The sequence below is a fragment of the Turneriella parva DSM 21527 genome, assembly GCF_000266885.1.
In the GTDB taxonomy this organism is placed as follows: Bacteria; Spirochaetota; Leptospiria; order Turneriellales; family Turneriellaceae; genus Turneriella; species Turneriella parva.
This window is the reverse complement of record NC_018020.1, coordinates 695,572-720,318: the sequence shown is the minus strand read 5'-3', so window position 1 is coordinate 720,318 and position 24,747 is coordinate 695,572. Positions and strand designations below refer to the sequence as shown.

The 24,747-nt window shown below is 54.3% G+C and carries 25 protein-coding genes; 20 read left to right on the top strand and 5 right to left on the bottom strand.

Annotated features, from left to right (window positions below; genetic code table 11):
* Positions 1 to 7: 7 nt before the first annotated feature.
* The 11 genes from TURPA_RS03410 to TURPA_RS03365 all read left to right on the top strand — a co-directional run bounded on the left by TURPA_RS03410 (position 8) and on the right by TURPA_RS03365 (position 10,232).
* Positions 8 to 1,747 carry an N-acyl-D-amino-acid deacylase family protein gene (locus TURPA_RS03410; protein ID WP_014801881.1) on the top strand — a complete coding sequence of 580 codons (1,740 nt, stop codon included), beginning with the start codon at positions 8 to 10 and terminating at the stop codon, positions 1,745 to 1,747.
* A gap of 220 nt (positions 1,748 to 1,967) precedes the next feature.
* Positions 1,968 to 2,204 carry a hypothetical protein gene (locus tag TURPA_RS03405; protein ID WP_014801880.1) on the top strand — a complete coding sequence of 79 codons (237 nt, stop codon included), beginning with the start codon at positions 1,968 to 1,970 and terminating at the stop codon, positions 2,202 to 2,204.
* Between the two features lie 12 nt (positions 2,205 to 2,216).
* The gene (locus tag TURPA_RS03400; protein ID WP_014801879.1) at positions 2,217 to 2,558 is read left to right on the top strand and encodes a type II toxin-antitoxin system PemK/MazF family toxin; all 342 of its coding nucleotides are present in this window, start codon (positions 2,217 to 2,219) and stop codon (positions 2,556 to 2,558) included.
* Between the two features lie 288 nt (positions 2,559 to 2,846).
* Positions 2,847 to 3,095: a FeoA family protein gene (locus TURPA_RS03395; RefSeq protein ID WP_014801878.1), complete on the top strand. Its 249-nt coding sequence runs from the start codon at positions 2,847 to 2,849 to the stop codon at positions 3,093 to 3,095.
* Positions 3,095 to 5,170, top strand: coding sequence for a ferrous iron transporter B (feoB, locus tag TURPA_RS03390; protein ID WP_014801877.1), 2,076 nt, complete (start codon positions 3,095 to 3,097; stop codon positions 5,168 to 5,170). The genes TURPA_RS03395 and feoB overlap by 1 nt, the downstream gene beginning before the upstream one ends.
* Before the next feature lie 271 nt (positions 5,171 to 5,441).
* Positions 5,442 to 6,665 (top strand): exo-beta-N-acetylmuramidase NamZ family protein, encoded by a 1,224-nt coding sequence (locus TURPA_RS03385; RefSeq protein ID WP_053332106.1) that lies wholly within the window; start codon positions 5,442 to 5,444, stop codon positions 6,663 to 6,665.
* A gap of 587 nt (positions 6,666 to 7,252) precedes the next feature.
* On the top strand, positions 7,253 to 7,849 hold the full coding sequence (locus TURPA_RS23300) for a hypothetical protein (protein WP_014801874.1): 597 nt from the start codon (positions 7,253 to 7,255) through the stop codon (positions 7,847 to 7,849).
* Positions 7,850 to 7,999: 150 nt separating this feature from the next.
* A complete protein-coding gene (locus TURPA_RS23295; protein ID WP_157210379.1) occupies positions 8,000 to 8,155 on the top strand; it encodes a hypothetical protein in 156 nt (51 codons plus the stop codon).
* Between the two features lie 63 nt (positions 8,156 to 8,218).
* Entirely contained in the window at positions 8,219 to 8,470 is a 252-nt protein-coding gene (locus TURPA_RS03375) for a type II toxin-antitoxin system Phd/YefM family antitoxin (RefSeq protein ID WP_014801873.1), read from the top strand.
* On the top strand, positions 8,467 to 8,874 hold the full coding sequence (locus TURPA_RS03370; protein WP_014801872.1) for a PIN domain-containing protein: 408 nt from the start codon (positions 8,467 to 8,469) through the stop codon (positions 8,872 to 8,874). The genes TURPA_RS03375 and TURPA_RS03370 overlap by 4 nt, the downstream gene beginning before the upstream one ends.
* A 92-nt stretch (positions 8,875 to 8,966) precedes the next feature.
* Positions 8,967 to 10,232, top strand: coding sequence for an adenylate/guanylate cyclase domain-containing protein (locus TURPA_RS03365; RefSeq protein WP_014801871.1), 1,266 nt, complete (start codon positions 8,967 to 8,969; stop codon positions 10,230 to 10,232).
* Between the two features lie 52 nt (positions 10,233 to 10,284).
* Here TURPA_RS03365 and TURPA_RS03360 read toward each other — a convergent pair whose 3' ends face one another.
* Positions 10,285 to 10,605, bottom strand: a complete 321-nt coding sequence (locus TURPA_RS03360; RefSeq protein ID WP_014801870.1) for a winged helix-turn-helix domain-containing protein — start codon at positions 10,603 to 10,605, stop codon at positions 10,285 to 10,287.
* Between the two features lie 102 nt (positions 10,606 to 10,707).
* On the opposite strand from TURPA_RS03360, the gene TURPA_RS03355 reads away from it, so the two are divergent.
* From TURPA_RS03355 to TURPA_RS03335, 5 genes are read left to right on the top strand one after another with little or no spacing between them, the layout of a single operon-like run.
* Positions 10,708 to 12,093, top strand: a complete 1,386-nt coding sequence (locus tag TURPA_RS03355) for a glycosyl hydrolase family 18 protein (RefSeq protein ID WP_014801869.1) — start codon at positions 10,708 to 10,710, stop codon at positions 12,091 to 12,093.
* Between the two features lie 34 nt (positions 12,094 to 12,127).
* The gene (gene thrS, locus TURPA_RS03350) at positions 12,128 to 14,140 is read left to right on the top strand and encodes a threonine--tRNA ligase (protein WP_014801868.1); all 2,013 of its coding nucleotides are present in this window, start codon (positions 12,128 to 12,130) and stop codon (positions 14,138 to 14,140) included.
* 22 nt (positions 14,141 to 14,162) lie between these two features.
* The gene (locus TURPA_RS21345; protein WP_014801867.1) at positions 14,163 to 15,251 is read left to right on the top strand and encodes a GGDEF domain-containing protein; all 1,089 of its coding nucleotides are present in this window, start codon (positions 14,163 to 14,165) and stop codon (positions 15,249 to 15,251) included.
* Between the two features lie 17 nt (positions 15,252 to 15,268).
* Positions 15,269 to 15,886, top strand: coding sequence for a hypothetical protein (locus tag TURPA_RS03340; protein ID WP_014801866.1), 618 nt, complete (start codon positions 15,269 to 15,271; stop codon positions 15,884 to 15,886).
* Positions 15,887 to 17,851 carry an excinuclease ABC subunit UvrC gene (locus tag TURPA_RS03335; protein ID WP_014801865.1) on the top strand — a complete coding sequence of 655 codons (1,965 nt, stop codon included), beginning with the start codon at positions 15,887 to 15,889 and terminating at the stop codon, positions 17,849 to 17,851.
* On the opposite strand, the gene TURPA_RS03330 is transcribed toward TURPA_RS03335, so the two are convergent.
* From TURPA_RS03330 to TURPA_RS03320, 3 genes are read right to left on the bottom strand one after another with little or no spacing between them, the layout of a single operon-like run.
* Positions 17,807 to 18,202: an iron-sulfur cluster assembly scaffold protein gene (locus TURPA_RS03330; RefSeq protein WP_014801864.1), complete on the bottom strand. Its 396-nt coding sequence runs from the start codon at positions 18,200 to 18,202 to the stop codon at positions 17,807 to 17,809. The genes TURPA_RS03335 and TURPA_RS03330 overlap by 45 nt on opposite strands.
* Position 18,203: 1 nt before the next feature.
* Complete coding sequence (locus tag TURPA_RS03325) at positions 18,204 to 18,770, bottom strand: SCO family protein (protein WP_014801863.1); 567 nt, start codon at positions 18,768 to 18,770, stop codon at positions 18,204 to 18,206.
* Positions 18,767 to 19,258: a copper chaperone PCu(A)C gene (locus TURPA_RS03320; RefSeq protein ID WP_014801862.1), complete on the bottom strand. Its 492-nt coding sequence runs from the start codon at positions 19,256 to 19,258 to the stop codon at positions 18,767 to 18,769. Before TURPA_RS03320 ends, TURPA_RS03325 begins: the two co-directional genes overlap by 4 nt.
* 53 nt (positions 19,259 to 19,311) lie before the next feature.
* Here TURPA_RS03320 and TURPA_RS03315 point away from each other — a divergent pair, with 53 nt between their 5' ends.
* The gene (locus tag TURPA_RS03315; protein WP_014801861.1) at positions 19,312 to 19,677 is read left to right on the top strand and encodes a hypothetical protein; all 366 of its coding nucleotides are present in this window, start codon (positions 19,312 to 19,314) and stop codon (positions 19,675 to 19,677) included.
* Between the two features lie 49 nt (positions 19,678 to 19,726).
* On the opposite strand, the gene TURPA_RS03310 is transcribed toward TURPA_RS03315, so the two are convergent.
* On the bottom strand, positions 19,727 to 21,040 hold the full coding sequence (locus TURPA_RS03310) for an aminotransferase class I/II-fold pyridoxal phosphate-dependent enzyme (protein WP_014801860.1): 1,314 nt from the start codon (positions 21,038 to 21,040) through the stop codon (positions 19,727 to 19,729).
* A gap of 237 nt (positions 21,041 to 21,277) precedes the next feature.
* Here TURPA_RS03310 and TURPA_RS03305 point away from each other — a divergent pair, with 237 nt between their 5' ends.
* The 3 genes from TURPA_RS03305 to TURPA_RS03295 are packed head-to-tail and all read left to right on the top strand — an operon-like array spanning position 21,278 to position 24,740.
* Positions 21,278 to 21,640 carry a response regulator gene (locus TURPA_RS03305; protein WP_014801859.1) on the top strand — a complete coding sequence of 121 codons (363 nt, stop codon included), beginning with the start codon at positions 21,278 to 21,280 and terminating at the stop codon, positions 21,638 to 21,640.
* Positions 21,641 to 21,698: 58 nt separating this feature from the next.
* The gene (locus TURPA_RS03300) at positions 21,699 to 22,814 is read left to right on the top strand and encodes a hypothetical protein (RefSeq protein ID WP_014801858.1); all 1,116 of its coding nucleotides are present in this window, start codon (positions 21,699 to 21,701) and stop codon (positions 22,812 to 22,814) included.
* A gap of 30 nt (positions 22,815 to 22,844) precedes the next feature.
* Entirely contained in the window at positions 22,845 to 24,740 is a 1,896-nt protein-coding gene (locus TURPA_RS03295) for a Kelch repeat-containing protein (protein WP_014801857.1), read from the top strand.
* Positions 24,741 to 24,747 lie beyond the last annotated feature (7 nt).

The window sequence follows — 24,747 nt, the reverse complement described above, 5'->3', positions numbered from 1 at the left end:
ATGAGCCATGGCTGCACGTCTGCTGATCCAAAATGGTACTGTCTACGATGGTACCGGGGCACAACCGAGCGCATCGGATGTCCTCATCGAAAACGGCAAAATTGCCGCGATTGCCCCCCGTGGCAGCATCAAGGCTGCAAATGCGAAACGCATCGATGCCAAAGGCATGTGGGTCACGCCGGGTTTTCTCGATACCCACACGCATTACGACGCGGAGCTTGCGCTGTCACCGGGACTAACCGAATCGGTGCGGCACGGTGTGACGAGCGTGGTGGTGGGCAGCTGCTCGGTGAGTTTTGTGGCTTCGAGCCCCGAAGACTGTGCCGATATGTTCACGCGTGTCGAGGCGGTGCCGCGCGAAGTGGTTCTGCCCTTATTAAAGAAGATTAAGAAATGGGATTCGCCGCTCGGCTACCGCAAGTGGATCGATAAGCACCCGATTGGCCCCAACGTAGCGAGCTTCATGGGCCACAGTGACCTGCGCGCCCGCGCGATGGGGCTGCACCGTTCGGTCACGGGCGAACGCCCCACGCCGGCTGAACAGAAACAGATGGAGACGCTGCTCGCCGAAGCGCTTGATGCCGGCTTTCTGGGTATGAGCTGCATGACTAACCCGTGGGACCGCCTCGACGGCGAGCGCGAGTGGTCGGCGTCGCTGCCGAGTTATTATGCGCGCCGCGCTGAAAAAAAGCCGCTGCTCGAACTGTTGCGCCGTCGCCACCGCATCCATCAATCCGCACCGAACCTGATCACGCGCGTCAACGTGCTTGGCATGGCGCTCGCGAGTGGGGGCATTGTGCGCGAGCCGCTGCGCACGACCGTGATCACGATGATGGATCTCAAGGCCGACCCGTACGTCTTGCAGCTGGCGCAGCTGGTGTCGTGGCTCGCGAACAAGGTCTTTCGCGGCAACTACCGCTGGCAATCGCCACCGGTACCGTTCGACCTCTATTACGATGGCTGGGATTCCGTGCTCTTTGAAGAGTTTTTCGCCGGGCAGAAAATACGCGACGCCGCGAAAAATCTCGAAAAGCGCCACGCGCTGCTGGAAGACAAATCATTTCGCCACCGGTTTAAGAAGGACATGCTGCGCAAGCTCGCGCCGAAAGTCTGGCACCGCGATTTGTCTGACACGACGATCTTAAGCTGCCCCGACAAAGCGCTCATCGGCAAGAGTTTCGCCGACGTCGCCGCGGCACGCGGCCAAGATGTCATCGATACGTTTCTCGACCTTTTGCTCACCTACGACCGCGGCATTCGCTGGCATACCTGCCTCGCGAACCACCGGCCCGAGAAGGTCGCCGAGATCATGCAGAACCCGGCGACGCTCATGAGCTTTGCTGATTCGGGCGCCCATCTCAGGAACATGGCGTTCTACAATTTTCCGCTGCGCATGCTCAAGCAGGTGCGTGATGCGGAGCTTTTGGGCAAACCGATCATGCCTGTTGAAAAAGCGGTATGGCGGCTCACGGGTGAGCTCGCCGGCTGGTTTGGCCTCGACGCGGGAGTTCTCAAACCCGGTGCGCAGGCCGACGTGGTCGTGATTGACCCGAAGCGCCTCGACGACTCACTCGAAAAAGTGAAGCTCATGCCGTGGAGCAAAGGCTTCAAATTTGACCGCATCGTGAATGAAGGCGCGGCCGCGCGGCACGTCTTTATTGCGGGCCAGGCAGCGATTGTGAACGGTAAGCCAGCCCCAGCGCTCGGTAAGAAGCGCATGGGTAGGTTTTTGGAGAGTGTGTTCTGAATTCAATACCACAGCGATTGGGCGAGTCTTCGGCTCATATGTCATTCCCGCGAAAGCGGGAATCTGGTCGCCGCACAAATGATTATAGATGCCCGCCTTCGCGGGCATGACGCAGAGGGCAGGTTTTGTTTGCGATGAGGCCGCAGTGTCCCATGAAAGCCATGCAAATTATCTTGACGAGGCTTTTAGATATTATTAAAGTGTCACTAAAGGTGATACCATGCAAGCCATGTCTCTCAAGGTTGAAGACGATATCTTACAAGATGCGGAGCATTTTGTGAAACGGCGCAAGATTTCGCGCAATGCATACATCAACGAAGCCATAAGGGCCTATAACGCACTGGAGCGTAGGCGCGAGCTGAGAGAGAAGTTGGCGGTTGAGTCAAAACTCGTCGCCGCAGATTCGTTGGCCATGCTCAAAGAGCTTGAAATGATCGTTGATGGCACGCCGCGGTGAGCTTGTCGAACCGTGAGAATTGAGAAATTCGGCGTTTATATTGCTGACTTGAATCCAAGATATGGTACCGAGCCCGGTAAGAAGCGGCCTGTTGTTGTTGTGCAGACCGACCTGCTGAACGGGGTACATCCCAGCACTATTGTTTGCCCGATATCGACCAAGGTAGCTCCCAAAGCAGAGATACTGCGCGTGCATATCGACCTGAAGCCTGCCGGGTTGAAGCGCGCTTCTGACATTCTGGTCGATCAGGTGCGCTCGATCGACAATCGCCGTTTCGTCGAGCAACGCGGTGTGCTGTCGGCGAAGAACCAGCGGCAACTGCTAGAGTCATTGAAGATTCTGCTGCTGGAATAGGATCCCCCCAAACTTAATTGACAATCATTCTCAATTGGCTTGACGGCGCGTCGGTAAACGCGGGCTGAAAGTATGGTCGATTATCTGTTTGCGGGCGGGGCAGTGGCATTAGCTGCCGCTTATTTGGTGTTCAACTATATATCTCACCGGCGCAGAGCGGCATGTGCGAAGTGCCCTTCGACAGGCTCAGGGCAGGCTCCTTCGACAGGCTCTGAGGCAGAGACCCGAAGACGGGTCGCATAGCAGGCTCAAGCTTAACGGAGACTACGGTTAAATTAAAGGTCGAACATGAAACGTGAGCCAAAAAAGCAGAACCTTCCCGTCGTGCGGTTTTTGACTGAGCTGATGCCAGGCGAAGGTGGCACGATCGTCGCGACGCCGGTCGCGAACGAGCGCCTCGCCGAAATCGGATTGGTGAAAGGCGAACATGTTCAGCTCGTCAAGCTGGCCCCGTTTGGCGACCCTGTTATTTTGCAGGTACTCGATGCCCCGATTATTGTCAGGCGCGCCGATCTCGCGGGAATCACGGTCGCCTAATGCTGCGCGCAAAATCAAATAAGAAAAAGTCAGGTCAAACTCGTCAACCGCAGGTTGTCGCGCGACCGTCGCAGCCCGCATCGTTTCGCGTCGCATTGATCGGTAACCCCAATGCGGGTAAGACCACGATCTTCAACGCACTCTGTGGCGCGCGGCAGCATACGGGTAACTATGCCGGCGTCACCGTCGAAAAAAAAGCGGGATTATTAGAAGGCCACGAAGGTTTTGAGGTTATTGACCTACCGGGCACGTATAGCCTCAAACCAAAATCAGCCGACGAAGAAATCACCTCGCGCGTCTTGCACGGCGAAGCGGGCGGTGAACAAAAGCCCGATCTCGCGGTGGTGGTGCTCGATGCAGGCAACCTGAAACGTTCGCTCTACCTGTGTCTGCAGGTTCAAGAAACCGGTGTGTCTGCAATTGCCGTGCTGACGATGAGCGATATCGCGAAACGGCGCGGTTACACCGTTGATGTGCAAGCACTCGAAAAGGCGCTTGGTTTTCGCGTCGTCGAAGTGACGCAGGCCACGAAGCAGCACATTGCGTCGCTGGTCGAAGTGATCGTCGGTGAATGTCCCCACCCCGCCTCTGGCACCCCTCCCCGCATGCGGGGAGGGGTCGGGGTCGGGGGAGGGGATATTGACGAAACCTACGCGGCGATCGATAAGATACTGCGCAAAGCGGTGCAGAAGGCAGAAGTTAAGAGCTCCCCCACGAAAAAAATCGATGCCTTGCTGACGCACCGCGTTTTTGGTTTGCTCGCGTTCACTTTGATAATCGGCGCGATGTTCTTCAGCATCTATGCCGGCGCCAAGCCGGTTATGGACGCGATAGACGGATTTATGAAAGGCATGGGCCAGGCTGCCCGTTCAGGGCTTGCCGGCTACCCCGTGACCGCATCGCTCATCGCCGATGGCGTAATTGCCGGCGCCGGGTCAGTGCTGGTGTTTGTTCCGCAGATTATGATTTTGTTTCTGTTTATTGCGATACTCGAAGAGACCGGGTATCTGGCGCGCGCGGCATTCTTGTCAGACAAACTGCTCGGCTGGACAGGCCTGAACGGTCGCGCATTTATACCGCTGCTTTCAAGTTTTGCTTGCGCCGTGCCGGGTATTCTTTCGGCGCGGGTGATGCCCACTGACCGCGCGCGCATGGCAACCATTCTGATTGCACCGCTGATGTCGTGTTCGGCGCGGTTGCCAGTCTACGTACTCTTTATCGGTGCATTTATCGAGCCGCGCTTTGGCGCTTTATGGGCCGCCGTCGCGCTCTTTGCGATGCATCTCGTGGGTATCAGCGTCGCGATGCCGCTCGCGTGGTTGCTCAACCGGCATGTGCTCAGAAAAACCAGCGAGAGCCCGTTTATTCTCGAGCTGCCCGAATACCATTTGCCGCGTCTGCAAAATGTGTGGCGCCGGGTTTACGATGCCGCGATGAATTTTTTGAAGCGCGTCGGCGGTATCATCTTTGCGCTGTCGATTGTCATCTGGGCGCTCGCATATTTTCCGCACAGCCAGAAACTGACCAATCTGACGACAATGCAGTTTGCCATCGAAAAGGGCATCAAGGTTACGCATCTGCCGACGCACATTGCAAACCTGAAGGCAGACGAGCGCAAGGCATTCGAAGAAGAGCTGCAAACTCGACTGCAGTCTGTGCACCTGCGCGATAGCTATCTCGGACGCTTTGGCGTCGCTGTAGAACCGTTCTTTCGCCCGCTCGGCTTTGACTGGAAAATCTCGGTCGCGGTGCTGGCGGCTTTTCCCGCGCGCGAAGTTTTCGTGTCGACCCTCGGCATTATTTTCAGCGTCAACGATGCCGATGAATCACCCGAGGTGCTCGGCAAGCAGCTCATCGCCGAAAAAAGACCTGACGGCAAACCCACTTACGATGCGCTGCTGGCTATTTCTGTCATGATATTCTTCGCGCTGTGCGCGCAGTGCATGAGTACGCTCGCGACAATTCGCCGTGAATTGAACAGCACTGTGTGGGCGGTCACGGTATTCGTGGTGCTGACGAGCCTTGCGTATGCGGCGTCGTTTGCGGTGTACCAGACGGGTCGGTGGATTGGGTGAATACTTCTGATGGATAACGGTACGCCCGCGTCGGCCGAAGACAAGTTCAGCGGGCTCATTTTGGTCGACGTGCGTAGAGGCACCTTACGGTCATTCCCGCGAAAGCGGGAATCTAGCCTTAGTTTGCATGGGCATAGATGCCCGCTTTCGCGGGCATGACCGAATGGGTAGAAATTGCAAAGAGTATAGCACGTATGTTGCATCACGAGAGTCGCGAGCAGAGTGCAATTAGCCGATAATATTTGATATGCGTTATAGATCCTCATTTTGCTTGAAGACCTTGCTACTCGTCGCCGTCTTTTTTACGGCTGTCGGTGTTGAGGCGAAAGGCAAGGCGAAGGGCGCTGGTAAACGCGCGAAGGTCAAGACGGGGCTCGACATGCTGATGCAGAAGCCCGATGCGTTGCTAAAAGACAAACGCCTGGCGCTGATTGTCAACCACAGCGCCGTCGACAGCAAAGGCCGGCACATCATCGATCTGCTGCACCCGAAATTCAAGGTGGCGAAAATTTTCGCTCCCGAGCACGGTGTGCGCGGTGAAGTCGACGAACATGTCTCGGGTGAAAAAGACAAAAAGACCGGGCTGCCGGTGATTTCTCTCTACACTCGCCACAAGAAGGCACCCGACAACGCCGATCTGGCCGACGTCGATCTGTTGATCTTTGATATTCAAGAGATTGGCCTGCGCTATTATACTTATGCCACGACGATGGTGCTCGCCATGAAAGCAGCGAAGGCGGCGGGCAAGAAGATGCTGATTCTTGACCGCCCGAACATGGCGGCGCCGCTCGGCGTCTACGGGCCCGTGCTCGAAAGCAAATTTCATGGCGGGTTCGCCGGCTATTACCCGATACCGATTTCGCACGCGATGACGATGGGCGAACTCGCGAACTACTATAACAATCGCTTTCAAATTGGTGCGGATATAGAAGTCGTAAAATTATCTGGTTACAAGCACAGCCTCTTCTATGATGAAACAGGGCTGCCCTGGCGCAACCCGAGCCCGAGCATCACCGGAATGCAATCGGTTTTGGGCTATCACCTCGCAGGCTCACTCGAAGCCTTGAACATTAGCGTCGGTCGGGGCACTACAAACCCTTTTCAGTTTTTCGGCGCGCCGTTTTTCGACATGAAAAAAATCGTCACGGCGCTCAACCAGGCGAAGCTGCCGGGTGTGAAGTTCTACCCTGCGAAGTTTAAACCCAAACGCTCGGCTTACAGTAAAGAGACGTGCCGCGGCTTCAAGCTGGTGGTGACGAACCGGCGCAAGGTCGACCCGATGCGCACCATGGTGACCATTGCGGGCATTCTCTACAATAACCTGCCCGAAAAGAACCGCGAAAAAAACTGGGCCCGCATTGGCAACGGTATCGGCGACATGGCATTCATCGACGCCATCGCCAAGGGCGAGAAGCCCGAGATTCTGGTGCAGAAGACGCAAGCCGATGTGAAGGCTTTTGAAGAAGAGCGCAAGAAGTTTTTGTTGTATCCTTAGTCGTTTCCCGACGGGAAACGACGCGCAAGCCGGCGGCTGCCATTTTCAGAAGGACTGCCCCTAAGCTATTACGGCTGGCCCTACGGAAAAACTAACATCGCGAATGTAGTTCAAACGCGATTCTGATTTCGCTTTTCGCTGGGTATGGGCGCGGCTGAGCAACACCCTACGGGCAGTTTGCTCGATTTATGTGTGCGTGTTAAGCGATTTGAGCGATCGTTTTGCCGGAGGCAATGTGGCTCAAAGTCTATCAGCGCAGAACTTGATTCTCGCCAAAAGAAAAAAAGGAAGCTAAGGTTTTGATCGCAGACAACAAGAAATCGGCAAGGGTGCCGACGGAGACCGCATGGCATTTGGGGCTGATGATAACTCTGCGTTTTGGAGCTTAACACTAGGTCAACACGGGCTAGACAGTTTATTGGCACGAGTTGCCGGCCTGAAGCCAACGAGCGTGATGCATGATAATTTGGTCGTCACGCGCAAGATGTCGCTGAGCAAATGGGAGGGCTTTTGGAGCTTTTTCGGTTCAATGCCTGCATCCGCTGCTATCGCACAACCTGTCGCACATATGTCCTTCCGGGCAAATAATGGCTACCGAAATTATCACTATGGCATCCGGTAGGCATAGACTTTCGGCGATGACGCTCGTTATGCTCAGTGCTCAATTGCTGAATTGTTACTCGTATGAAGTAAAGTTAATCACTCAAGCAACGTATCCAGCGACTTACGCCGTGCCGAAGCCGTGCGTAACCCAAATTGATGAGGCATTGGAGCCAGATTCACGATTACGAAATGCGATTGAAAATTATTTGGTCAAGAGAGCTTTATTGGGCAATCAATCAAATGGGCAAGCTGCCTCTGCAAGATGTCTTATTAAGTTCTTGCGAATAGGTCGTAACGAATTCGATGGCAAGCTCTTGCTAACCATTTTTTCGCTTGGCTTGATACCGGTATACAACGAATATCCAGATGGCCAAAAAGTGGAAATAGCATACTCAAAGAACGAGGCTGTTATACACAAAAAAGTTTATACCATCAGCTCGACCGCTGTGATCTGGTTGCCGCTCATAGTTTCGGGCCTTTGGGAACGTGAAAAATATGAGAAGGCAGTCGATTTAATGCTCGACGATTTCTTTTTCAACGAACTGCCGCGCGCGCAGGCAGCAGCAGCGCACCAGGACTGATGGCGCGCCAATGGCACACGATTGCGGTGGCGAAGCGGGTCATTAAAAAAGAAAAGGGCGCACAAATCCACCTCTCTTTGCAAGAGAGGGGGCTAGGGGGTGAGTTAACCTTCGCCAGTCGGCGGTGGGGTATCGATTGCCGCTTCTTTCTTGTTCGCCGGGGTCGCCGACAGCAAGTTTGCCGCAGCAAGCCGTCTTTATAACAACGATCTCTACAAAGCACTCGACCTGCAACAGAAAACCAGCGCGGTCAAGCCGCAAGAGCAGTTTGCTCATTATACCATGAGCATGCAGCACGCGTTTTGACAGGCGCCCGCTGCAGACTATAAATAATTGACGCACCAGACCATATATGACTATATATAGTCTATGCAGACGATAACCATTTCGAAGCTAAAAACACACCTCTCGGCCGAGATTAAGAAGCTGAAGAAGACCGGGGGGGTTGAGATCGTTCAGCGCGATGTGCCGGTGGCGCGCCTCATGCCCATCGAAGCGAAAGCGACGTTGAAATTCTACTCAAGGGCAAAAGCGCCCTTTCGCTTCTTGAAACCTGTCATTGAAGTCGATTTTGACCCGGTTGATCTGCTTCTTGAAGACCGGCGCAAAGAGCGTATATGAAAGTCTATATCGACAGCTCGTGGCTGCTTAGAGTCATGTTGCGGCAATCGACTGTTGCAGCCTTGCCCCCAGGCGCCGAAGTCTATTCGAGCCTGCTCTTGAATGTTGAATGCCGCAGAACACTTGACCGACACCACCAGCGTCGGCTGATCAGTGATGAAAGCTACGTCAGCATCGGCCAGCAGCTGCAGCAATACCTCGATCAGGTGAACATGCTCGATCTGAGTTCTGACATTGTCAGCCGTGCAGCAGAACCGTTCTTTTTACCAGTCGGTACGCTCGACGCGCTGCATCTGGCGACCGCTTTAAAAATTCGCGAAGTTGAAAACGAAGTTCTTCATCTGGCGACTTTCGACGATGAGTTGGCTCTGGTTGCAAGGGCGCATGATCTAAGAGTAATTTAGCGTTTGGCTTTGGGCGTAGGCCCAAAGCCAAACGCATAAAACGACAATCCGTCACCCGCTTGCCAACCGCCCTCTCTTTAAAAACTTCGCCTGTGAAGTTTCGCAGCTACCTTTACCCCAGTTTTGACGACCGTACACTCGAGCACCGTTTTATTCACGACAACAATGAAAAAGCAGCCCGGCAGGCGCGCTGGGGTTTTGCTTTCGGCACGTTCGGCTATGCCGTACTCGGTGTCATTGCCTACCTCATTCAACCCGAGATGTTTGAACGCACCTGGCGATTCATTTACGGCTTTATTTTTCCGACGCACCTGATGGCGGCGATCGTGATTCCGATGCTGCGGCGTTTCTTTTATCTGCAGTGGGTGCTCGTTTCTGCCAATGTATTCAGCAATACGTGCGCGATCTTACTGATGCACCTTTCGCCCGACGAGTTTTACATCAAGTACGGTTATGGATTGGTGATCTGTATCATCATCTACACCTTTGCGATGCTGCGGCTGCGTACTTTCTTTGCGGTTATAGCGTCGACGCTGGTGATCGGCCAGTACATCGCCTATCTCGTGTTCGGCAGGCCCCTGCCGCTCAACGATGCGGTGTTCGGCATTGCCATTATTGCGTTCGTCAATACCGCCGGTCTGGTGTCGGTATTTTTCTTCGAACAGAACGCGCGCATCGAATTTATGCAGAGCCGCACAATCGAAGAGCAGAGCCGCCAGCTCGGCGAAGAGAAGAAGAAGTCTGAAGCTTTGCTCTTGAACATGCTTCCAGAAACTGTCGCGAACCGGCTTCTTTCGGGAGAGCGCACGATCGCCGATTATTTCGATAATGTCTCGGTGCTGTTCGCCGATATCGAAGGTTTTACGAGTCTGTCTCGCCGCATGAATCCGCATGAGCTTGTGGCATTACTCAACCGCATCTTCAGCCTGTTCGATGCCCTCGCGCAGGCGCTCGGTCTTGAAAAAATCAAAACGATCGGCGACGCGTACATGGTCGGTGCGGGGTTGCCGCACGCAGTCGACAATCACGCCGAACGCTGCTTCAACATGGCATTGGGCATGATGAGGATCTTAGAAGAAGAAAACGCGGCGGTACCCGAAAAACTGCGGCTTCGCATCGGTATAGCTTCGGGGCCTGTGGTCGCGGGGGTGATTGGGCAGAACAAATTTATCTATGACCTTTGGGGCGATACCGTGAACACCGCAAGCCGCATGGAATCTTCGGGTGTCGCCGGCGAAATTCACATCACAGGCTCAACACGCGAAGCGCTAGGCGACGCGGCAGAATATGTCGATCGCGGTGAAATTGAGATAAAGGGTATCGGTAAGATGCGCACGTATCTCGCGCGCGCAATTTAACGCCTATCTCAGTGGCCTTCTGGCTACGCGTCTCGATCTACTGAGATAGGCCTTAAGAATCGAGAATACCGGCGAGCAGATTGCCGACGGTCTTGTGCTGTTCGATCGGGTGCCGCAGGTGCACCTGGCGGTTGATACGGTACGTATTTCGCCGGCCATTTTTCGCAATCGCCAGCACGCCCGCTTCGTGCAGATCTTTGACAATCGCCAGAACGGCACGTTCGGTAATGCCGACCTTGAGCGCGACTTCGCGCAAAGTAATACCGGGATTTGCCGCCAGCGAGATCAGCACATGCGAGTGGTTGGTCAGAAAAGTGAAGCCGTGAACCGGCAGTTCGCGGGCATTCGGCGCCTTAGACTTGCTTGCTTTCACCCGCTTTCAAAGTGCAGAGCAGAGTCAAAATTGCAACCATGAATTAGTTTTCAGGTAGTCTCATTCACCTTTCTTGCCGATAGATTTCTAAAGGATACTTCAGTGAAGAAGAAACAAGTGCAAAAACCCGAAGCAGAGCCAGTCGCCGAGGCTGAGCAAAGCGAGGTGCCTGAAAGTACAGAAAACAATCCGCTTGCGCGAAAGAAAAAACTGTTTCTCGGCCTTTCGGGGCTTGCCGTCGCTTTACTCATTGGCGTGCCGCTTGCTTTGCGCCAGGCCCACAGTAACCCGCAGGTGCATATTGAGAAGGCGCCGGGGGTTGATGCAAAGAAGCCCGCCGAAGACACGGGGCCAACAGGGCCGCTCAAGGCTTCAAGCTGGTCATTCGACTACAATGTGATGCTGCAGTATGCGCATCTTTATGATCAGTTGCACCCATTTATCTATTCTCTCAAGGGCCGGCACAATAACAACGGCGAGCTGGTCTCGAGCTGGGGACATACGCAGAAACTGGAGCGCGTGGCGGCGCTGAGGGCGAAGAATCCCAATCTGAAAATAATCCCCACTATTTTTCGCTGGGAGAACCCAGGTGAAAAAATCAACGAAGCGATCGGTCTCGGCGGCCGAACCGACATACGCGACAAGCACATCGGTATCATCGTCAAAGAGGTTGAGACCTACGGTTACGATGGCATCGACATCGACTACGAAGGCATGTCGTGCAGCAAAAAAGAAAAATTCGAAGAGTTTATCGTGAAACTATCGGGCGAGCTCAAGGCGCGCGGCAAGTTGCTGTCAGTCGCCGTGCACCCGAAGACGCCCATCGACAGTGAAACCGTGAAAAAGAAAAAATGCGGCGGGCTCAAGCAAGCCATCGATCTTGATTTTCGCGAGAACTGGCGCGGGCCGCTGACGCATGACTATACTTTTCTCGGCAAGCATGCAGACATGGTAAAGATCATGGCGTACGAACTGCATCCCCGCAAATACCGCAACCCCGGGCCGGGGCCGCAGGCGCCTGGCGCGTGGCTCGAAGAGATTATCGAATACGCCGGCGACAAAATACCGCGCGAGAAGCTCTACATGGCGATACCGACCTATGGTTATGACTGGGGGCTCAACTGCAAGGCGCCGGTCAAAGCAGTCTATTACAACGACGTGGTGCGCATCAAAGGCGGTGTGCATAAGCGCGTGCAGCCGACCGACATTGGTAAAATTCTCGATACCGAGAAGGGCGCAAAGTCGTGGCGCAACCTCACGAAGTTTCGCGAAATACACGAAGACAAAATTTACGAAGACCCGACACTGTGGTACAAATCGGGGGGCTGCCAGCGGGTAGCCTTCTACATGGACAAAGTTGCTTTCTCAGAAAAGATGGCGCTGCTGCAAAAGAGCCGCATCGCCGGGTTTTCTTTCTGGCAGCTGACAAAAGATAACGACCCTGAGATTCAGGATTACCTGTCAGGGCTGCGCGGCGCGTTGAAATAACTTTATCCCCTGTCTGATTTGTTCGGCCTGCACCATGCTTCGACAAGACTCAGCACAAGTGGCAATGGTGAAAGTTCAGATCGGCGATCAAAGTGGGGATTTCACAAGCGAGACGACTTTTGCCGAAGTTGTCGAGCAGCTCGCACCCACTTACCGCAAGACCGCTCTGGGCATTGAAGTCGACAAGGTCAGCTATGACCTGAGCAGGCCACTGGCGGTGGTAGCAACCAGCGGGCAAATCTCTGCTCGTCCGCTGACGTTTGACGACGAAGCCGGCAAAGAAATCTTCTGGCATTCGAGCGCGCACACTCTGGCACAGGCGCTGAAACGTATTTATCCGCATATTCAGCTCGAAGACGGGCCGGTGGTGAAGAATGGGCCGGGTTTCTTCTTTTACGATGTCTTACTCGAAGACAAGATCACCGAAGCCGATTTTGAAAAGATCGAGGCAGAAATACAAAAAGTCACGCGCGAGAACCATAAGGTTGTGCGTTCTGTAATGGAACGATCGGCTGCGGTCGAAAAATTTCGCGCCATGGGCGAGCATCTCAAAGTCGGTATTATCGAAAAGCTGCCTGCCGACAAAGAGATCAGCATCTACGAGCAGGGCGAATTTGCCGACCTCTGCCGTGGGCCGCATGTGCCCGCCACGGGTAAGCTCGGTGTGTTTAAACTCACGACGGTTGCAGGCGCATACCTTGGCGGCAATGCCGAGAACCAGATGCTGCAGCGCATTTACGCGGTGAGTTTTCCCGATAAGAAACTTTTGGCAGAACATTTCAAACGGGTCGAAGAAGCGAAGAAGCGTGACCACCGTAAGCTCGGTACCGAACTCGAACTCTACACCACCAGCGAAGATATCGGTCCGGGGCTCATTCTCTGGCTGCCGCGCGGTAACATCATTAAAGACGAGCTCGAAAACTGGGCGAAAGAGACCGAGGCGAAGAACGGCTACCAGCGCGTCACGACCCCGGTGCTGACGAAAGAAAATCTCTTTTTTACCAGCGAGCACCTGCCGCACTATATGGATAGCATGTTTCCGCCGATGCAGATGGATAACGAGAACTATTACATCAAGCCGATGAACTGTCCGTTTCACCACACGATCTTCGGCCACCGCCCGCGCAGCTATCGCGAGCTGCCGCTGCGCCTCGCGGAATATGGTACCTGCCACCGCTACGAAGATTCGGGCGCACTCATGGGCCTAATGCGTGTGCGCGCAATGCAGATGAACGATGCGCATATCTATTGTACCGAAGAGCAGGCAGTCGAAGAATTCAAAGCCGTCATTAAGTTACACGAGTATTATTACCAGGCGCTCAATATCACCGACTACCACATGGTGCTGTCGCTGCGAAATCCCAATAACAAAAAATACCACGGCGAAAACGAAATGTGGGATAAAGCTGAGGCGCTGACGCGGCAGGCGATGGAAGAGTCGGGTGTGCAGTACATCGTCGAAAACGACGGTGCGGCCTTTTATGGCCCCAAGATGGATTTTCAGATTAAGAGTTCCATCGGGCGCGAGTTCACTTCTTCTACCTGCCAGCTCGACCTCTTCATGCCGATGAAATTTGATCTGAAATACGTCGACAAAGACGGCACGCTGAAACGCCCCGTGTGTATTCACCGGTCACCACTCGGCACACACGAGCGCTTTATCGGCTTTCTGATTGAACATTTCGCGGGGGCTTTTCCGACTTGGCTGGCCCCCGAGCAGGTGCGCATATTGCCCGTGAACGCGGCGCACATGGAATATGGAACCAAACTTGCTGCCAGCCTGCGTGAAGCCGGTATTCGTGTGCACATCGAAGAACCCGAAGAGAGTCTGGGTAAGCGCATTCGCAGCGCCGAAAAGCTGAAGGTGCCTTACATGCTTGTTATTGGTGACAAAGAAGTCGCGGCAGGCAATATCAACGCACGAAACTATTTTTCGGGTGAACAGCGTGAATATTCGCAGGCGGAGTTCTTAGAGACATTAACGTCAGAAATCCGCGCCAAAAAAATTACCGAGATCGTCAAAACCCAGGAGACGAAAACCGCGTAGCCGCGCCCGTTCTTCTGAAGGCATGCAGATCAAAGACATTATTCGCCACCACGATCTGCCAAACCACGAGCCTTGCCGCTCGCTGGTCGACGAATTGCGTCGCTCAAATCTCGCGGCGATTACGCAGAATCTGAAGCTGCTCAGTTACTTTGAGCTGGGTAAATCGTTGCACTCGTCGACGAAACTCAGTGAAGTTTTCGAAGATGTCATTATTCAGATTCGTCTGATCACGAAGGTGAACAAAGCCTTTATCGTTTTGCACCAGGCGAATAAGAATCATGAACAGCTCGTGTTCACGACCAACAAACAGAACCGCGTTCGCGAATTCAGGCTCTCGCAAGAGAAAGCTGCACGGTTCATGACGCTCACTGAAAATCATGTAGCAGTGATTCGTTCGTTTGAGAACATGAAACAGATTTGGGATAACAAGCCGCAGATTGCCGATTCTGAATCGCGCGACGGCATTCTGGTTTTGGTATGCCCCATCGTCGTGCGCAAGAAACGCCTGGGCGATTTTGTGCTCATGGGCGGACGGTTTCTGGATATTTTTGGCCAGAATGATATCTACCTGTTCTCGAGTTTTGCCGAACAGCTCGGCCACGCGATCATTAACAGCCAATATTACCAATGGTCGTTCAAAGATTCGTTGACGGGCCTTTATGTCAGACGGCAGCTCGATGAAAAATTCGCGCAGCTCGTTGAAGAGTTTCAGCTGAAGCGGCGCAGCTTTAGCCTGATTCTGATTGATTTTGACTTCTTTAAGCAGATTAACGACGAGTTCGGGCACAGCGCAGGCGATCAGGTTCTGCGCGACTTTTCATCGTTTCTTGTGGGGCAGCTGAGAGATAAAGATATTCCGATTCGTTACGGCGGTGAAGAGTTTGCCGTGCTGTTGCCCGACGCTTCGGCCGAGCTTGCGAAGCGGGTGGCCGATCGCCTGTCTGAAAATCTCGTCGACTTTACTTTCAGCACCGGTCGCAAGCACACGATTTCTCAGGGAGTCGCCGAATATCGTGGCGAACTACACCTCGACGCCTTCATTGTTCGCGCCGACCGTGCTCTTTACCAGGCCAAGACGAGTGGCCGCAATCGTATCGTGGTCGCCGACTGAAAGCGAGAGGCAGTAATATGAAGAAAAATCAAAAATTCACTGAAGCTGAATTGCAGCATTTTTACGATCTGCTCGACGAGAGCCTCACACCCTATGATTGTGGAAAACTCTGCGCGCCCAAAAACGGCGGTGAACCGCTCTGTTGCAGCGTCGAGAACGCGGTGCCGATGCTCTACCGTGAAGAATTCGAATACGTCTCACGCCGCAGCGAACTCTGGCACCGCTGGAAACCCAAAACCGAGGTAGACAAAAAACAAAAGCGCGAAGATGAAACCGAAGTGCTGATATTTTGCGAATGCAAAGGTATTGCGCACTGCGAACGCGAAAACCGTTCGATCTGCTGCCGCACTTTTCCGCTTGAGCCCTATCTCGACAAGAGCGGTGAGCTCGTGGGGCTGATCTTTATGAGGGAGTTTCGCAACAAATGCCCGCTGATGACCCGCCTGCCAGATATCAAGCAGAGAGTCATCGACAAACACTTTGAATTCTGGACATTGATGCTCGCCAAGAAGGGCGACGAACTCGACCTCTACAAGGCAACTTCACGCGGCTGGCGCATCTCGGCGACGAAACGCGGAGTTAAATTGCCGATTTTGGTACCGTCACACCTCAAGGCCACAAAAAAATCTGCATAAATGTCAGAGCTGACGCTTTCTGAACGCATCGCCCACGCGCCCGACAGCTGCGGCGTGTACCAGTGGTTCGAAAGCGCAGACAGCAAGACACCGCTCTATGTCGGCAAAGCTAAAAAGCTGCGCGCCCGCCTGCGGCAATACCTGACCTCAGACGATCTCAAGACGACTTTCTTGATGAAGCGTGCACGCGAAATCAGGTGGATTGCGACTGAAAACGAGACCGAAGCGCTGCTGCTTGAGAACAACCTCATCAAGAAGCATCGTCCGGTTTACAATGTTCGGCTCAAAGATGACAAACAGTATCCCTATATCTGCATTTCGATGAGCGAAGCCTACCCGCGAATTTACCTGACTCGCCGCCGCCTGCCAGGTAATCTCTACTTTGGGCCGTTTTCAAAAGCGCAGGTGGCTCGCGAGAAGATTCAGCTGACGCTCGATATGTTTCCGCTGCGGCGCCGGCCTCTCAAACTGCCGCTCGCCAAACCTGCGAAACCCTGTTTGAACTACCATCTGAAGAAGTGCCTTGCGCCCTGCGCTGAAAAGATCAATCGCGAAGACTACGGCAAAATTGTGCAGCAGGCGATCGACTTCATCTCAGGCGATGACGCCGAAATGCGCCAGCAGGTTGAGCAGAAAATGCATCTGCTGGCGTCTGAAACGAAATTCGAAGAGGCCGCAAAACTGCGTGATATTCTCGCGTACTTCAATGAGCGCAACCTCAGCCCGCAGGTTGAAATGCAAAACGTAACTCCTGCGTTCGATATTGTCGGCATCTATTCAGCCGATTATGAAACGCTCAAATCAGAGCTGTCGCTGCGCGACGAAGACATAAGCCCTCACCCCCTGACCCCCTCTTCTTCAGTAGAGGGTGAGGAGCGTAGCACAGGGGGTGAGGTGCGGTTTGCCCAGATTTGCCTGCTGAAGTTTCGCGACGGCAGGCTCATCGCCAAAGAAAATTTTTCAGTGACCGAGACCGACATGGCAGCCAGTGCGCTCACCGATGCCGATTTCGCCGAGACGTTCTTCAGAGATTACTATCTCGGCATGCTCGATTTGCCGGCATACATTGTTGTGCCCAATGGTCTTGAGCTGGGCGAGTGGAGTAAAGCCCTGTCGGCAAGCGTGCGGGTGCTTCAGCTGGGTGAGTTTTCAGAAACAGCGGCACTCAGCGGCAGAGAAATCAATCCGCAGGCATTGATGCAGATGGCGACCAACAACGCACGGCTTGTGATGCGCGAACGATTGCTTTCAGAAAATCTGCGTAACCAACGAATCGGTCTGAAGCAGTTGCAGAAGTTCTTGGGCCTCAAAGCGCCGCCGCAGCTGATTGAATGCTACGATATCTCGAATATTCAGGGTAGCGAACCCGTCGCAAGCGGAGTGATGCTGCGAGATGGCATGCCGTACAAGTCAGGTTACCGCAAATACCGCATCAAGACCGTTGAAGGGGCGAACGACCCTGCAATGATGTACGAGGCAATCTCGCGGCGGCTCGCGCGCGTGAAGACTGGCGAAGTTGCCGCAGCAGATCTGATCGTCATCGATGGTGGCAGCACCCAGCTGGGCGCGGCGATGCGCGCCCGCACTGAGGCTGGTCTGACGATACCCATGATGGGGCTTGCCAAAAAGCTTGAAGAGATTTACACCGAAGACGGAAAAATTCTGCGCTTCGATAAAGAAAGCCCGGGTATGCAGATATTGCGGCGCGCCCGCGATGAGGCTCACCGTTTCGCCGTGAGCTACCACCGCAATCTGCGCATGAAGCGCAATTTGCGCTCAGTATTCGACGGTATCGAAGGTATCGGCGAAAAGAAGCGGGCAGCGATTCTGCTCGCGCTGCGCAAAGCTGACCTCGGTGGTATGACTGCCGAAGCTCTCGCCAAAAAAATCAAGAAAGAAACGGGCGTCAGCGCCGAGGTGTCAGCGGCGCTCGCGCAGAAAATTTTCACAGGCCTGCCAGGGTAAAAGCGCACATTTGTATCGCGCCGGCAGCTTGTAGACTGGCGCCAGTGGCCCCTCGGGTGTCGATTTTGCTTCAACCTCGAACGTGCGCATGAACTCGCTGACCCGCTGCAGAGCTGCCTCTCGCGAGATGCCTTTCAGCGTACGCGCGAGATATGCGGCGCTGGCCTTGAGAATCGCGCAACCCTCAGCCTGCCAATGAATTTCGAGCGCGCCGCCAACCTGAACAGCGGCTGCAATGATGATACGATCGCCACAGAGCCTGTTCGCCAGCTCGACCGTGGGTTCACCCGGCAAGAGCGGTACCATGTTGGCTTCTGCGAGGCGCAGAATATCATCTGAATAGGTGGGCATCTTATTTGCCCTGGTTGTGTTGAAGCGCCTGCTGCATTACCTTGCGTAACTCTGCCACCGGCGCATCGCTGCGAATCAGGTGAATCACCCGACCTTGCCGGTTGAGCACATAAAGATACAATGAGTGCGAAATGGTTTTGTCGGCAGGTTTCGAGAATGCCCCAAAAGATTTTTCTGTCTGCCGCAACTCTTCAGCGCTGCCCGTATAGCCCCGCGCATAGCTGAAAGCAGAAAGGTAGCGCTTTAACTCCGCAGGCTTGTCGTTCTGGGGGTCGACGCTGATGAAAATCAGGCGCAGGTTGTCTTTGAGTTGGGCATCGTCGCCCACGGCTGCGTGCAGCTTGTGCAGCGTCATCGGGCAAAAGTCGGGGCAGCGCGTGTAACCGAAAAAAAGCAAAGTGATCGGTTTTAAGGCTGCGGCAACCCGTTCGCGTGCGCCATCTTGCGATTCGAGAGCTGTGTCTGCACCAAGGCCGAGCGGCAACTCTTGAAATTGTATACGGTCGCCGCAGCCTGCCATGAAAATCCATAGCAGCGCGATTTTGGGCAGGTGGCGGTAACGGCTCACTTCAGCTCTCGGGCGCGTATCGGTATCGCGAAGGTGGGGGTCTCGGCACCGAGAGTGAACTGTATCTTGCAGTCTTCGTTCTGCCTCAGCCCAAATACCATCAGATGTTTGCCGGCCGGCGCAAAGCGAACTTTCTCATTCGCGCCTATGACTACTGAAGGCAGAGCCCGCATCGACACCCTGCCCGCCGCTGCGGTGGTTTCATGCATCTCGACCGAGTCGGCGCATGAAAGCGAAACGGCAACCAAATGCCGTTCAGCCGCACTCTGGTTTTCAATCACGCCATAGGCAACTGACATGGTGCCCTTGCCCATCGGTGTGGCAATGTACCAATCGCGAAAGGCAAGGCCCGCTTCGGCATGCTGGGGTTTGTTGCATGCGGGCAGAAAGCCCAGAAAGACAAATAAAAGAGCGGTGACGACCCGGCTGATAACCAACTGCCCCCTTTTGACATGAATCGAATCCATAACTTTGAGCCTTAAGTGCATCGGTGTTTATCTCGAAGGGTCAAGCTTTTTTGGCAGCAGGTCGAAAATAGAATATGCAGAGTCAGGCGCCAGCAGCACAAGAACCGGGTGGCAACGACGAGTGGGCGCGCGTCGGTGCGTATCTCGACCGCCTTGCCTTTGAAAACGATCGCCTTGAGGCGGAGCTCAAACTCAAAAAACAGCGCCGCTTAGACCGTGAAGCGGCCTCGGCCCCACAGCCGGCGCTGGCAGCCGCCCAGGAAAACCGCTTTGACGAACGTGCTGCGACGCATGACTATGAAAGCCGCGCCGCCACCGAAACGACTACGGGAATGCATATTTCTTACGACGCACTGCGCAGCGACCTTTCAGGGCTCATGTCTGACCTCAACGAGTTCAAATCGACCCGCGCCGGTCTTGAGTCACGGCTGGGCCTGTAAAAAAGGCCCCTGACGGGGCCTTCTGATTATTTGGCCCCAGGCCAGATAATCAAGCGTGTTCTTCTTTCTTGACGAATTTGTATTTTGCCTCTGCTTCGTCGAGCAGCGCGATCACCGTATCGAGGTCTTCGCGAGTGTGCAGCGCTGAGAGCGAAAGTCGCAGACGGTCTTTCTTGCGGGGTACAGCCGGGTATGGTACCGGGTTCACAAACACGCCGCGCTCATCGAGAAACTTGGTGATCTCGCGCATCACGAATGAATCGCCGATCACAACAGGCGTGATAGCTGTTTGTGTGCGCTCGATATCAAAGCCGCGCTTTTTCAGTTCAGCATGAAAGTATTTGATATTCTCCCACAGTTGGGCGTGCCACTGCGGTTCATTTTTCAGAACGTCAAGCGCCGCAACCTGCGCCGCAACCTGCATCGGGGTCGGTGACGCCGCGAAGAAGTATGCGCGTGAGAAGAAGCGCAGGTAGCGCACGACTTCTTTTTTGGCAGAGATAAAGCCGCCAACACCGCCGAGCGATTTCGAGAAAGTGCCCATGACGATGTCGATTTTGCCTTCGAGGTCGAAGTGCTCCGGTGAGCCTTTACCGGTCTTGCCGAGTACACCCGTTGAGTGCGCTTCGTCGACCATCAGTTTTGCGCCGTGCTTTTGCACGAGGTCGTAGATGTCTTTCAGGGGAGCGATGTCGCCGTCCATCGAATAGACACCTTCAACCACCACGAGTCGGTCACCGAGACCTTTTTTCGTCTGGATGAGCACGCGCTCGAGTGAATCCATGTCGTTGTGGCGAAAGGTTGTGATCTTGGCGCCAGACAAGAGCGCACCGTCGATAATCGATGCGTGCGCAAGTTTGTCGATGATGATCGTGTCTTTGGGGCCCAGAAAGCAAGACAGAACGCCGACGTTGGTTGAATATCCCGACGGATACAGAATTGTGTCTTCAGTACCTTTGAGCTCCGACAGATTTTTTTCGAGCTCACGGTGCACGTCGTAATAACCAGAAAAGTGCGGGGGAGAACCGGCACCCGCGCCGTATTTTTCTGCCGCCGCGATCGCCGCTGCGCGCACTTTTGGGTGGTTGTTGATGCCGAGGTATGAGTTCGAACCCATCATGATCATTTCTTTCGGCTTGCCGGTCTTTTGGTCTTCGACAACGACGCGGTTCGCGTTGGCCGAGAGCATCACGCGGCGGTACATGTGGTGGCCGATCGAGATCTGGTAGTCTACCGATTCAGCGAAAGGCTTGCACCAGGCGAAAAGGTCTGGCTGTTCGCGGCGCTGCAGCACGAAGTCGGCGAGCGTCTTGTGCAAGTGCTCTTGGTTGTATTGTGACTCGAGGTTTTCTGCTGTATTCATGTTGCTCCTTTAATAACCATCAGGTATAAGGCGGATGGATAACTATTAGACGTATCTCTACTGATTTTCGGCATTTTTTTCGCACCGCACAACGCGTCAAGCCGATTGACCCCTGCCGAAATTGCCCCCAGCAGGGGCGAGCATCGGTAAGATTACTAAGATGACCGGGTAGTCTCGGTAATTGACATTTGCCCAATTTCGTGTTAGAGACCCTTATTCCAATTGCGGAGGGTTCAAATGCAAACAGTACTCGCGGTAGATGATTCAGAAACAATGCGCCAAATGGTCAAAATGACGCTGCAAACCGGCAACTATCAGGTTGTTCTGGCGAGCGATGGCGAAGAGGCCCTGGCGAAGTTCAACAGCACGACTGGCAGCGGTTTTGACCTCGTGGTCACCGACATTAATATGCCCAAGCTCGACGGCATTGGCCTTATCAGAGAGATTCGCTCGCGCAACAAAGATGTGCCAATTCTCGCGCTCACGACGGAATCTGAAGACTGCATGCGCAAGAAGGGGGCAGATGCCGGCGCCAACGGCTGGATGACCAAGCCCTTTAAGCCTGCCCAGTTCATGGAAGTCGTTTCGCGCATCATTTAAGACGGCAGAGTCCGTAATCAGGCTTGCCAGCGCAATGCGGCACGGCATATGATCGTGTATGCGGCGTTCGGCTCTGGCTTTGATCATTCTATTCGCAGCCTCTGCATGCCGCGGGCGCGAGTACCTTGCCGCTCTGCCGAATGCGGGCGGCGAAGTGCCCAGCGGTGTTGTTGCGCTGGTCGCCGCCGCTGAAGCACCGCACCGTGCATCGCGCGCAGTGCTGATTCACCCGGCGAGCGGCGCAGCGACAGAACTTGAGCTGATTCAAAACGCACAGCTCAAAGAAATATATCAAGACACAAAGCTCATCGTCGATCAGTATGCCCTGTCGCGTCTCGGCAAAATTGCACAGCTGGCGCCGCATGCTCATGGCAAAAATAAATCCTACTTCGCGTGTTCGCTCTCACCGCAGCGGTATTTTGTTGCCTGCCAGATATCGACGGGCATCAGCGTCGTCGACGTAACAACTGGCGCCGAACAGGTTCACAAAGGTTCGTACCGCAGTTGTAGCTGGGGCGCAGCGAAGCGACTCATCTGTCTCGAAGGTTCGTACCAAAAAGAGAATCGTATCGTTGCCATCGACCCGCATGAGAAGCCGATAACGACCATAGCCCAAAACGATAAAGACCGCATTACCGGTCTCACTGCAGACGCCGGTACGGGGCGCATCGCCTATGCAACCGGCAAAGACCAAAGCTGGATTTTTTGGCGAAAGCAATCTTTAACCGCTGCGCCCGAACGGCTCGGTGAAATTTCTGGCCATTATATTTTTGATGCTCGCATCTCGCCGCTGGGTGTGGTCGCGGCGCGCGTGGCTGCTGCCGAGAACCGTGAGGGCATTCTGCGTCCGCGCAATATCTGGGTGTCGCCTGAATTCGGCGGCCGCAAGGGCCAGTTGCTTGACCTCGCCGAATTACCGGCGCCGGGGTTCTTTTCGGGGTCGGGATTTGGTGGTGTCGAGAGTTTTGATTTTTCACCCGATGGCATGTCGCTCGCAATACTCATGTCGGGCGAAAATGACTGCCGCATGGTCGACGAAGGCGGCAATATTGCGTGCCGCCTGAATGTGCATATTTTTGACTCACGCGCGGGCGAGCTCAAGCAGCTGACACACTTTCGCGCAACCGAACTGCGCAGCGTTCTGTGGCGCAGCAGCCTGAAGGCAAATGATTGACGGAGTAATGCGCGCCGGCTAGGTTGAGATATGAAATACAATCGCCTGGGACTTTTTGCCCTGCTTTTGTCTACCTATTGTTCCCGACCTGTCGCCGAAAAAATCGATATCGACAAGGCCCGCATCGGCCTAAGGCTCGCCGACGGTTCTACCATTTCGACCGACGAGTACGATGAGTACAACCCGGTGCTGATACAGAGGCCCGATTCGAAGCTGGCCCTGATTTTCGCCTCAGACCGTGATTGCGCCAGCTGCAGCGCCGGCATGCATAACCTCTTTATTGCTGTTTCGGCGACTGCTTATAATAATGACCTGCAGATGCCGGTGTTCGAAAGCCCGGTGGTCGTGCGCCCGAACGGCAGCGCGCCTCTGAACAGTGCGCAACGTATACGCTACAGCGCGCTGCCTTTCAGCACCGATATTGCGTTCGCCTACGAAATTGGTGCGGGAACCTATTCGTTTGAACTAACCCCTGCCACGCAGCTCACCGGAATCGGCAGCGGACTCGGCGGCATTGGCAACTCGACGCGCAGTGCCGACACGTTTCTGGGCTTTGGGCCTGAAATACCCAGCATGATTTCGCGCGACGGTACGATGACAGTACGCTATTCAAAGGTCGACTCTGCGCACAACGGCGGTACGCTCAACAATTTTCTGTTAAACTTTGCTGAAAATGTCAGTCGGGTGCCGAGCTCTGTCACCGGTTACAATACCAGCATGATCTTTGCCGACCCCAGCGGCATTTGGTTCTCTACGCTTGATTTTCCGGTTGCGCCTTCGCTTTCGGTGAATATTTCGCTTCTCAGCGAAGGTCTCTTTCTCAGCAACGCAAACGTTTCGGTGACCAATGCGGCAACGAATGATTTTCTGCTTTTTTCAGCCGATGATTTTATTTCAGACGATCTCTACGTCGTCACCAGCCACTCGATCGGAGATTTATGGCTGCAAGACACCTTTATGCCGCCGGGTGATCTTTCAGACTCAAAGGCTTTCCGCAATAATTGGAGAATCTTGTCAGCAACGTTGCCCGCATCGCTGGGTCAAATGGCTGCAGCTGTTGTCGGCGATAAAGCCTACCTCATCGGTGGTACGGCCGATGGCAGCACAGCGACGAACACTATCTATGAATTTGATTTTTTGACAGAGACTTTCACCAATTGTGGTAGTAACTGCGGTACCTGGCCGACCAACATCATGAACGCCGCAGGTATCGAATACAACGGTCGTGTTTATGTTTTCGGCGGCGGCACAGCCGCCGGCGCTGCCAACGGAGTTGCCAATGTCAGGTATTTTGATCCGACCGGGCCGTCAGTCACATCAGCGACCAGCCATAGCCTCGCCAGAGCCAATATGTCGGTGACGGCAGTCGGTTCAAGAATCTACGCGATGGGTGGTATCAGCACGACGACTGATTGTAATGCGGGTACCGCATTCGGCTGCACGAACAATCATTACTTTGAACCCGATCTTGATTCATGGTCGGCAGCGCAGGTAGCGGTCTCGCACAACTTCAGTTCGGGAGCGACGGCCGGCTTTGGCGATACCATTTTTGCATTCGGTGGGTTCATTAACTCGGGCTCAACCCTCACCGATGCCGTCAGCCAATATGACGCGAACGGAAATACCTGGACAAATTGCGGTTCGACTTGCCCAGTGCTTGCGACCCCGCGCTACGGCCTGGCCGCAGTTAGCATTGGCAACTCAGCCTATGTGATTGGCGGCCAGAATGCATCTGCCACCCAGTACACCCTGGTCGAAGAGTATAACTTTTTGACAAATATGAAAACTGATTGCAGCGGTGGTTGCACTGCGCTTCCAAGCCCGCGGTCGCTGGGTGGCGTAGTGACTCGTAACGGCAAAATATACTACTTTGGTGGATTGTCCGGCTCTGCGGGCACAACAACCATCTATGAGTACACGCCATAGTAATTAC

What these genes read in the sequence shown, in the direction of transcription:
- TURPA_RS03410 (WP_014801881.1), top strand. Translation starts at nt 8, where the DNA reads ATGGCTGCACGTCTGCTGATCCAAAATGGTACTGTCTACGATGGTACC.
- TURPA_RS03405 (WP_014801880.1), top strand. Translation starts at nt 1,968, where the DNA reads ATGCAAGCCATGTCTCTCAAGGTTGAAGACGATATCTTACAAGATGCG.
- TURPA_RS03395 (WP_014801878.1), top strand. Translation starts at nt 2,847, where the DNA reads ATGAAACGTGAGCCAAAAAAGCAGAACCTTCCCGTCGTGCGGTTTTTG.
- feoB (WP_014801877.1), top strand. Translation starts at nt 3,095, where the DNA reads ATGCTGCGCGCAAAATCAAATAAGAAAAAGTCAGGTCAAACTCGTCAA.
- TURPA_RS23300 (WP_014801874.1), top strand. Translation starts at nt 7,253, where the DNA reads ATGGCTACCGAAATTATCACTATGGCATCCGGTAGGCATAGACTTTCG.
- TURPA_RS03375 (WP_014801873.1), top strand. Translation starts at nt 8,219, where the DNA reads ATGCAGACGATAACCATTTCGAAGCTAAAAACACACCTCTCGGCCGAG.
- TURPA_RS03370 (WP_014801872.1), top strand. Translation starts at nt 8,467, where the DNA reads ATGAAAGTCTATATCGACAGCTCGTGGCTGCTTAGAGTCATGTTGCGG.
- thrS (WP_014801868.1), top strand. Translation starts at nt 12,128, where the DNA reads ATGCTTCGACAAGACTCAGCACAAGTGGCAATGGTGAAAGTTCAGATC.
- TURPA_RS21345 (WP_014801867.1), top strand. Translation starts at nt 14,163, where the DNA reads ATGCAGATCAAAGACATTATTCGCCACCACGATCTGCCAAACCACGAG.
- TURPA_RS03340 (WP_014801866.1), top strand. Translation starts at nt 15,269, where the DNA reads ATGAAGAAAAATCAAAAATTCACTGAAGCTGAATTGCAGCATTTTTAC.
- TURPA_RS03335 (WP_014801865.1), top strand. Translation starts at nt 15,887, where the DNA reads ATGTCAGAGCTGACGCTTTCTGAACGCATCGCCCACGCGCCCGACAGC.
- TURPA_RS03330 (WP_014801864.1), bottom strand. Translation starts at nt 18,202, where the DNA reads ATGCCCACCTATTCAGATGATATTCTGCGCCTCGCAGAAGCCAACATG.
- TURPA_RS03320 (WP_014801862.1), bottom strand. Translation starts at nt 19,258, where the DNA reads ATGCACTTAAGGCTCAAAGTTATGGATTCGATTCATGTCAAAAGGGGG.
- TURPA_RS03315 (WP_014801861.1), top strand. Translation starts at nt 19,312, where the DNA reads ATGCAGAGTCAGGCGCCAGCAGCACAAGAACCGGGTGGCAACGACGAG.
- TURPA_RS03310 (WP_014801860.1), bottom strand. Translation starts at nt 21,040, where the DNA reads ATGAATACAGCAGAAAACCTCGAGTCACAATACAACCAAGAGCACTTG.
- TURPA_RS03305 (WP_014801859.1), top strand. Translation starts at nt 21,278, where the DNA reads ATGCAAACAGTACTCGCGGTAGATGATTCAGAAACAATGCGCCAAATG.
- TURPA_RS03300 (WP_014801858.1), top strand. Translation starts at nt 21,699, where the DNA reads ATGCGGCGTTCGGCTCTGGCTTTGATCATTCTATTCGCAGCCTCTGCA.
- TURPA_RS03295 (WP_014801857.1), top strand. Translation starts at nt 22,845, where the DNA reads ATGAAATACAATCGCCTGGGACTTTTTGCCCTGCTTTTGTCTACCTAT.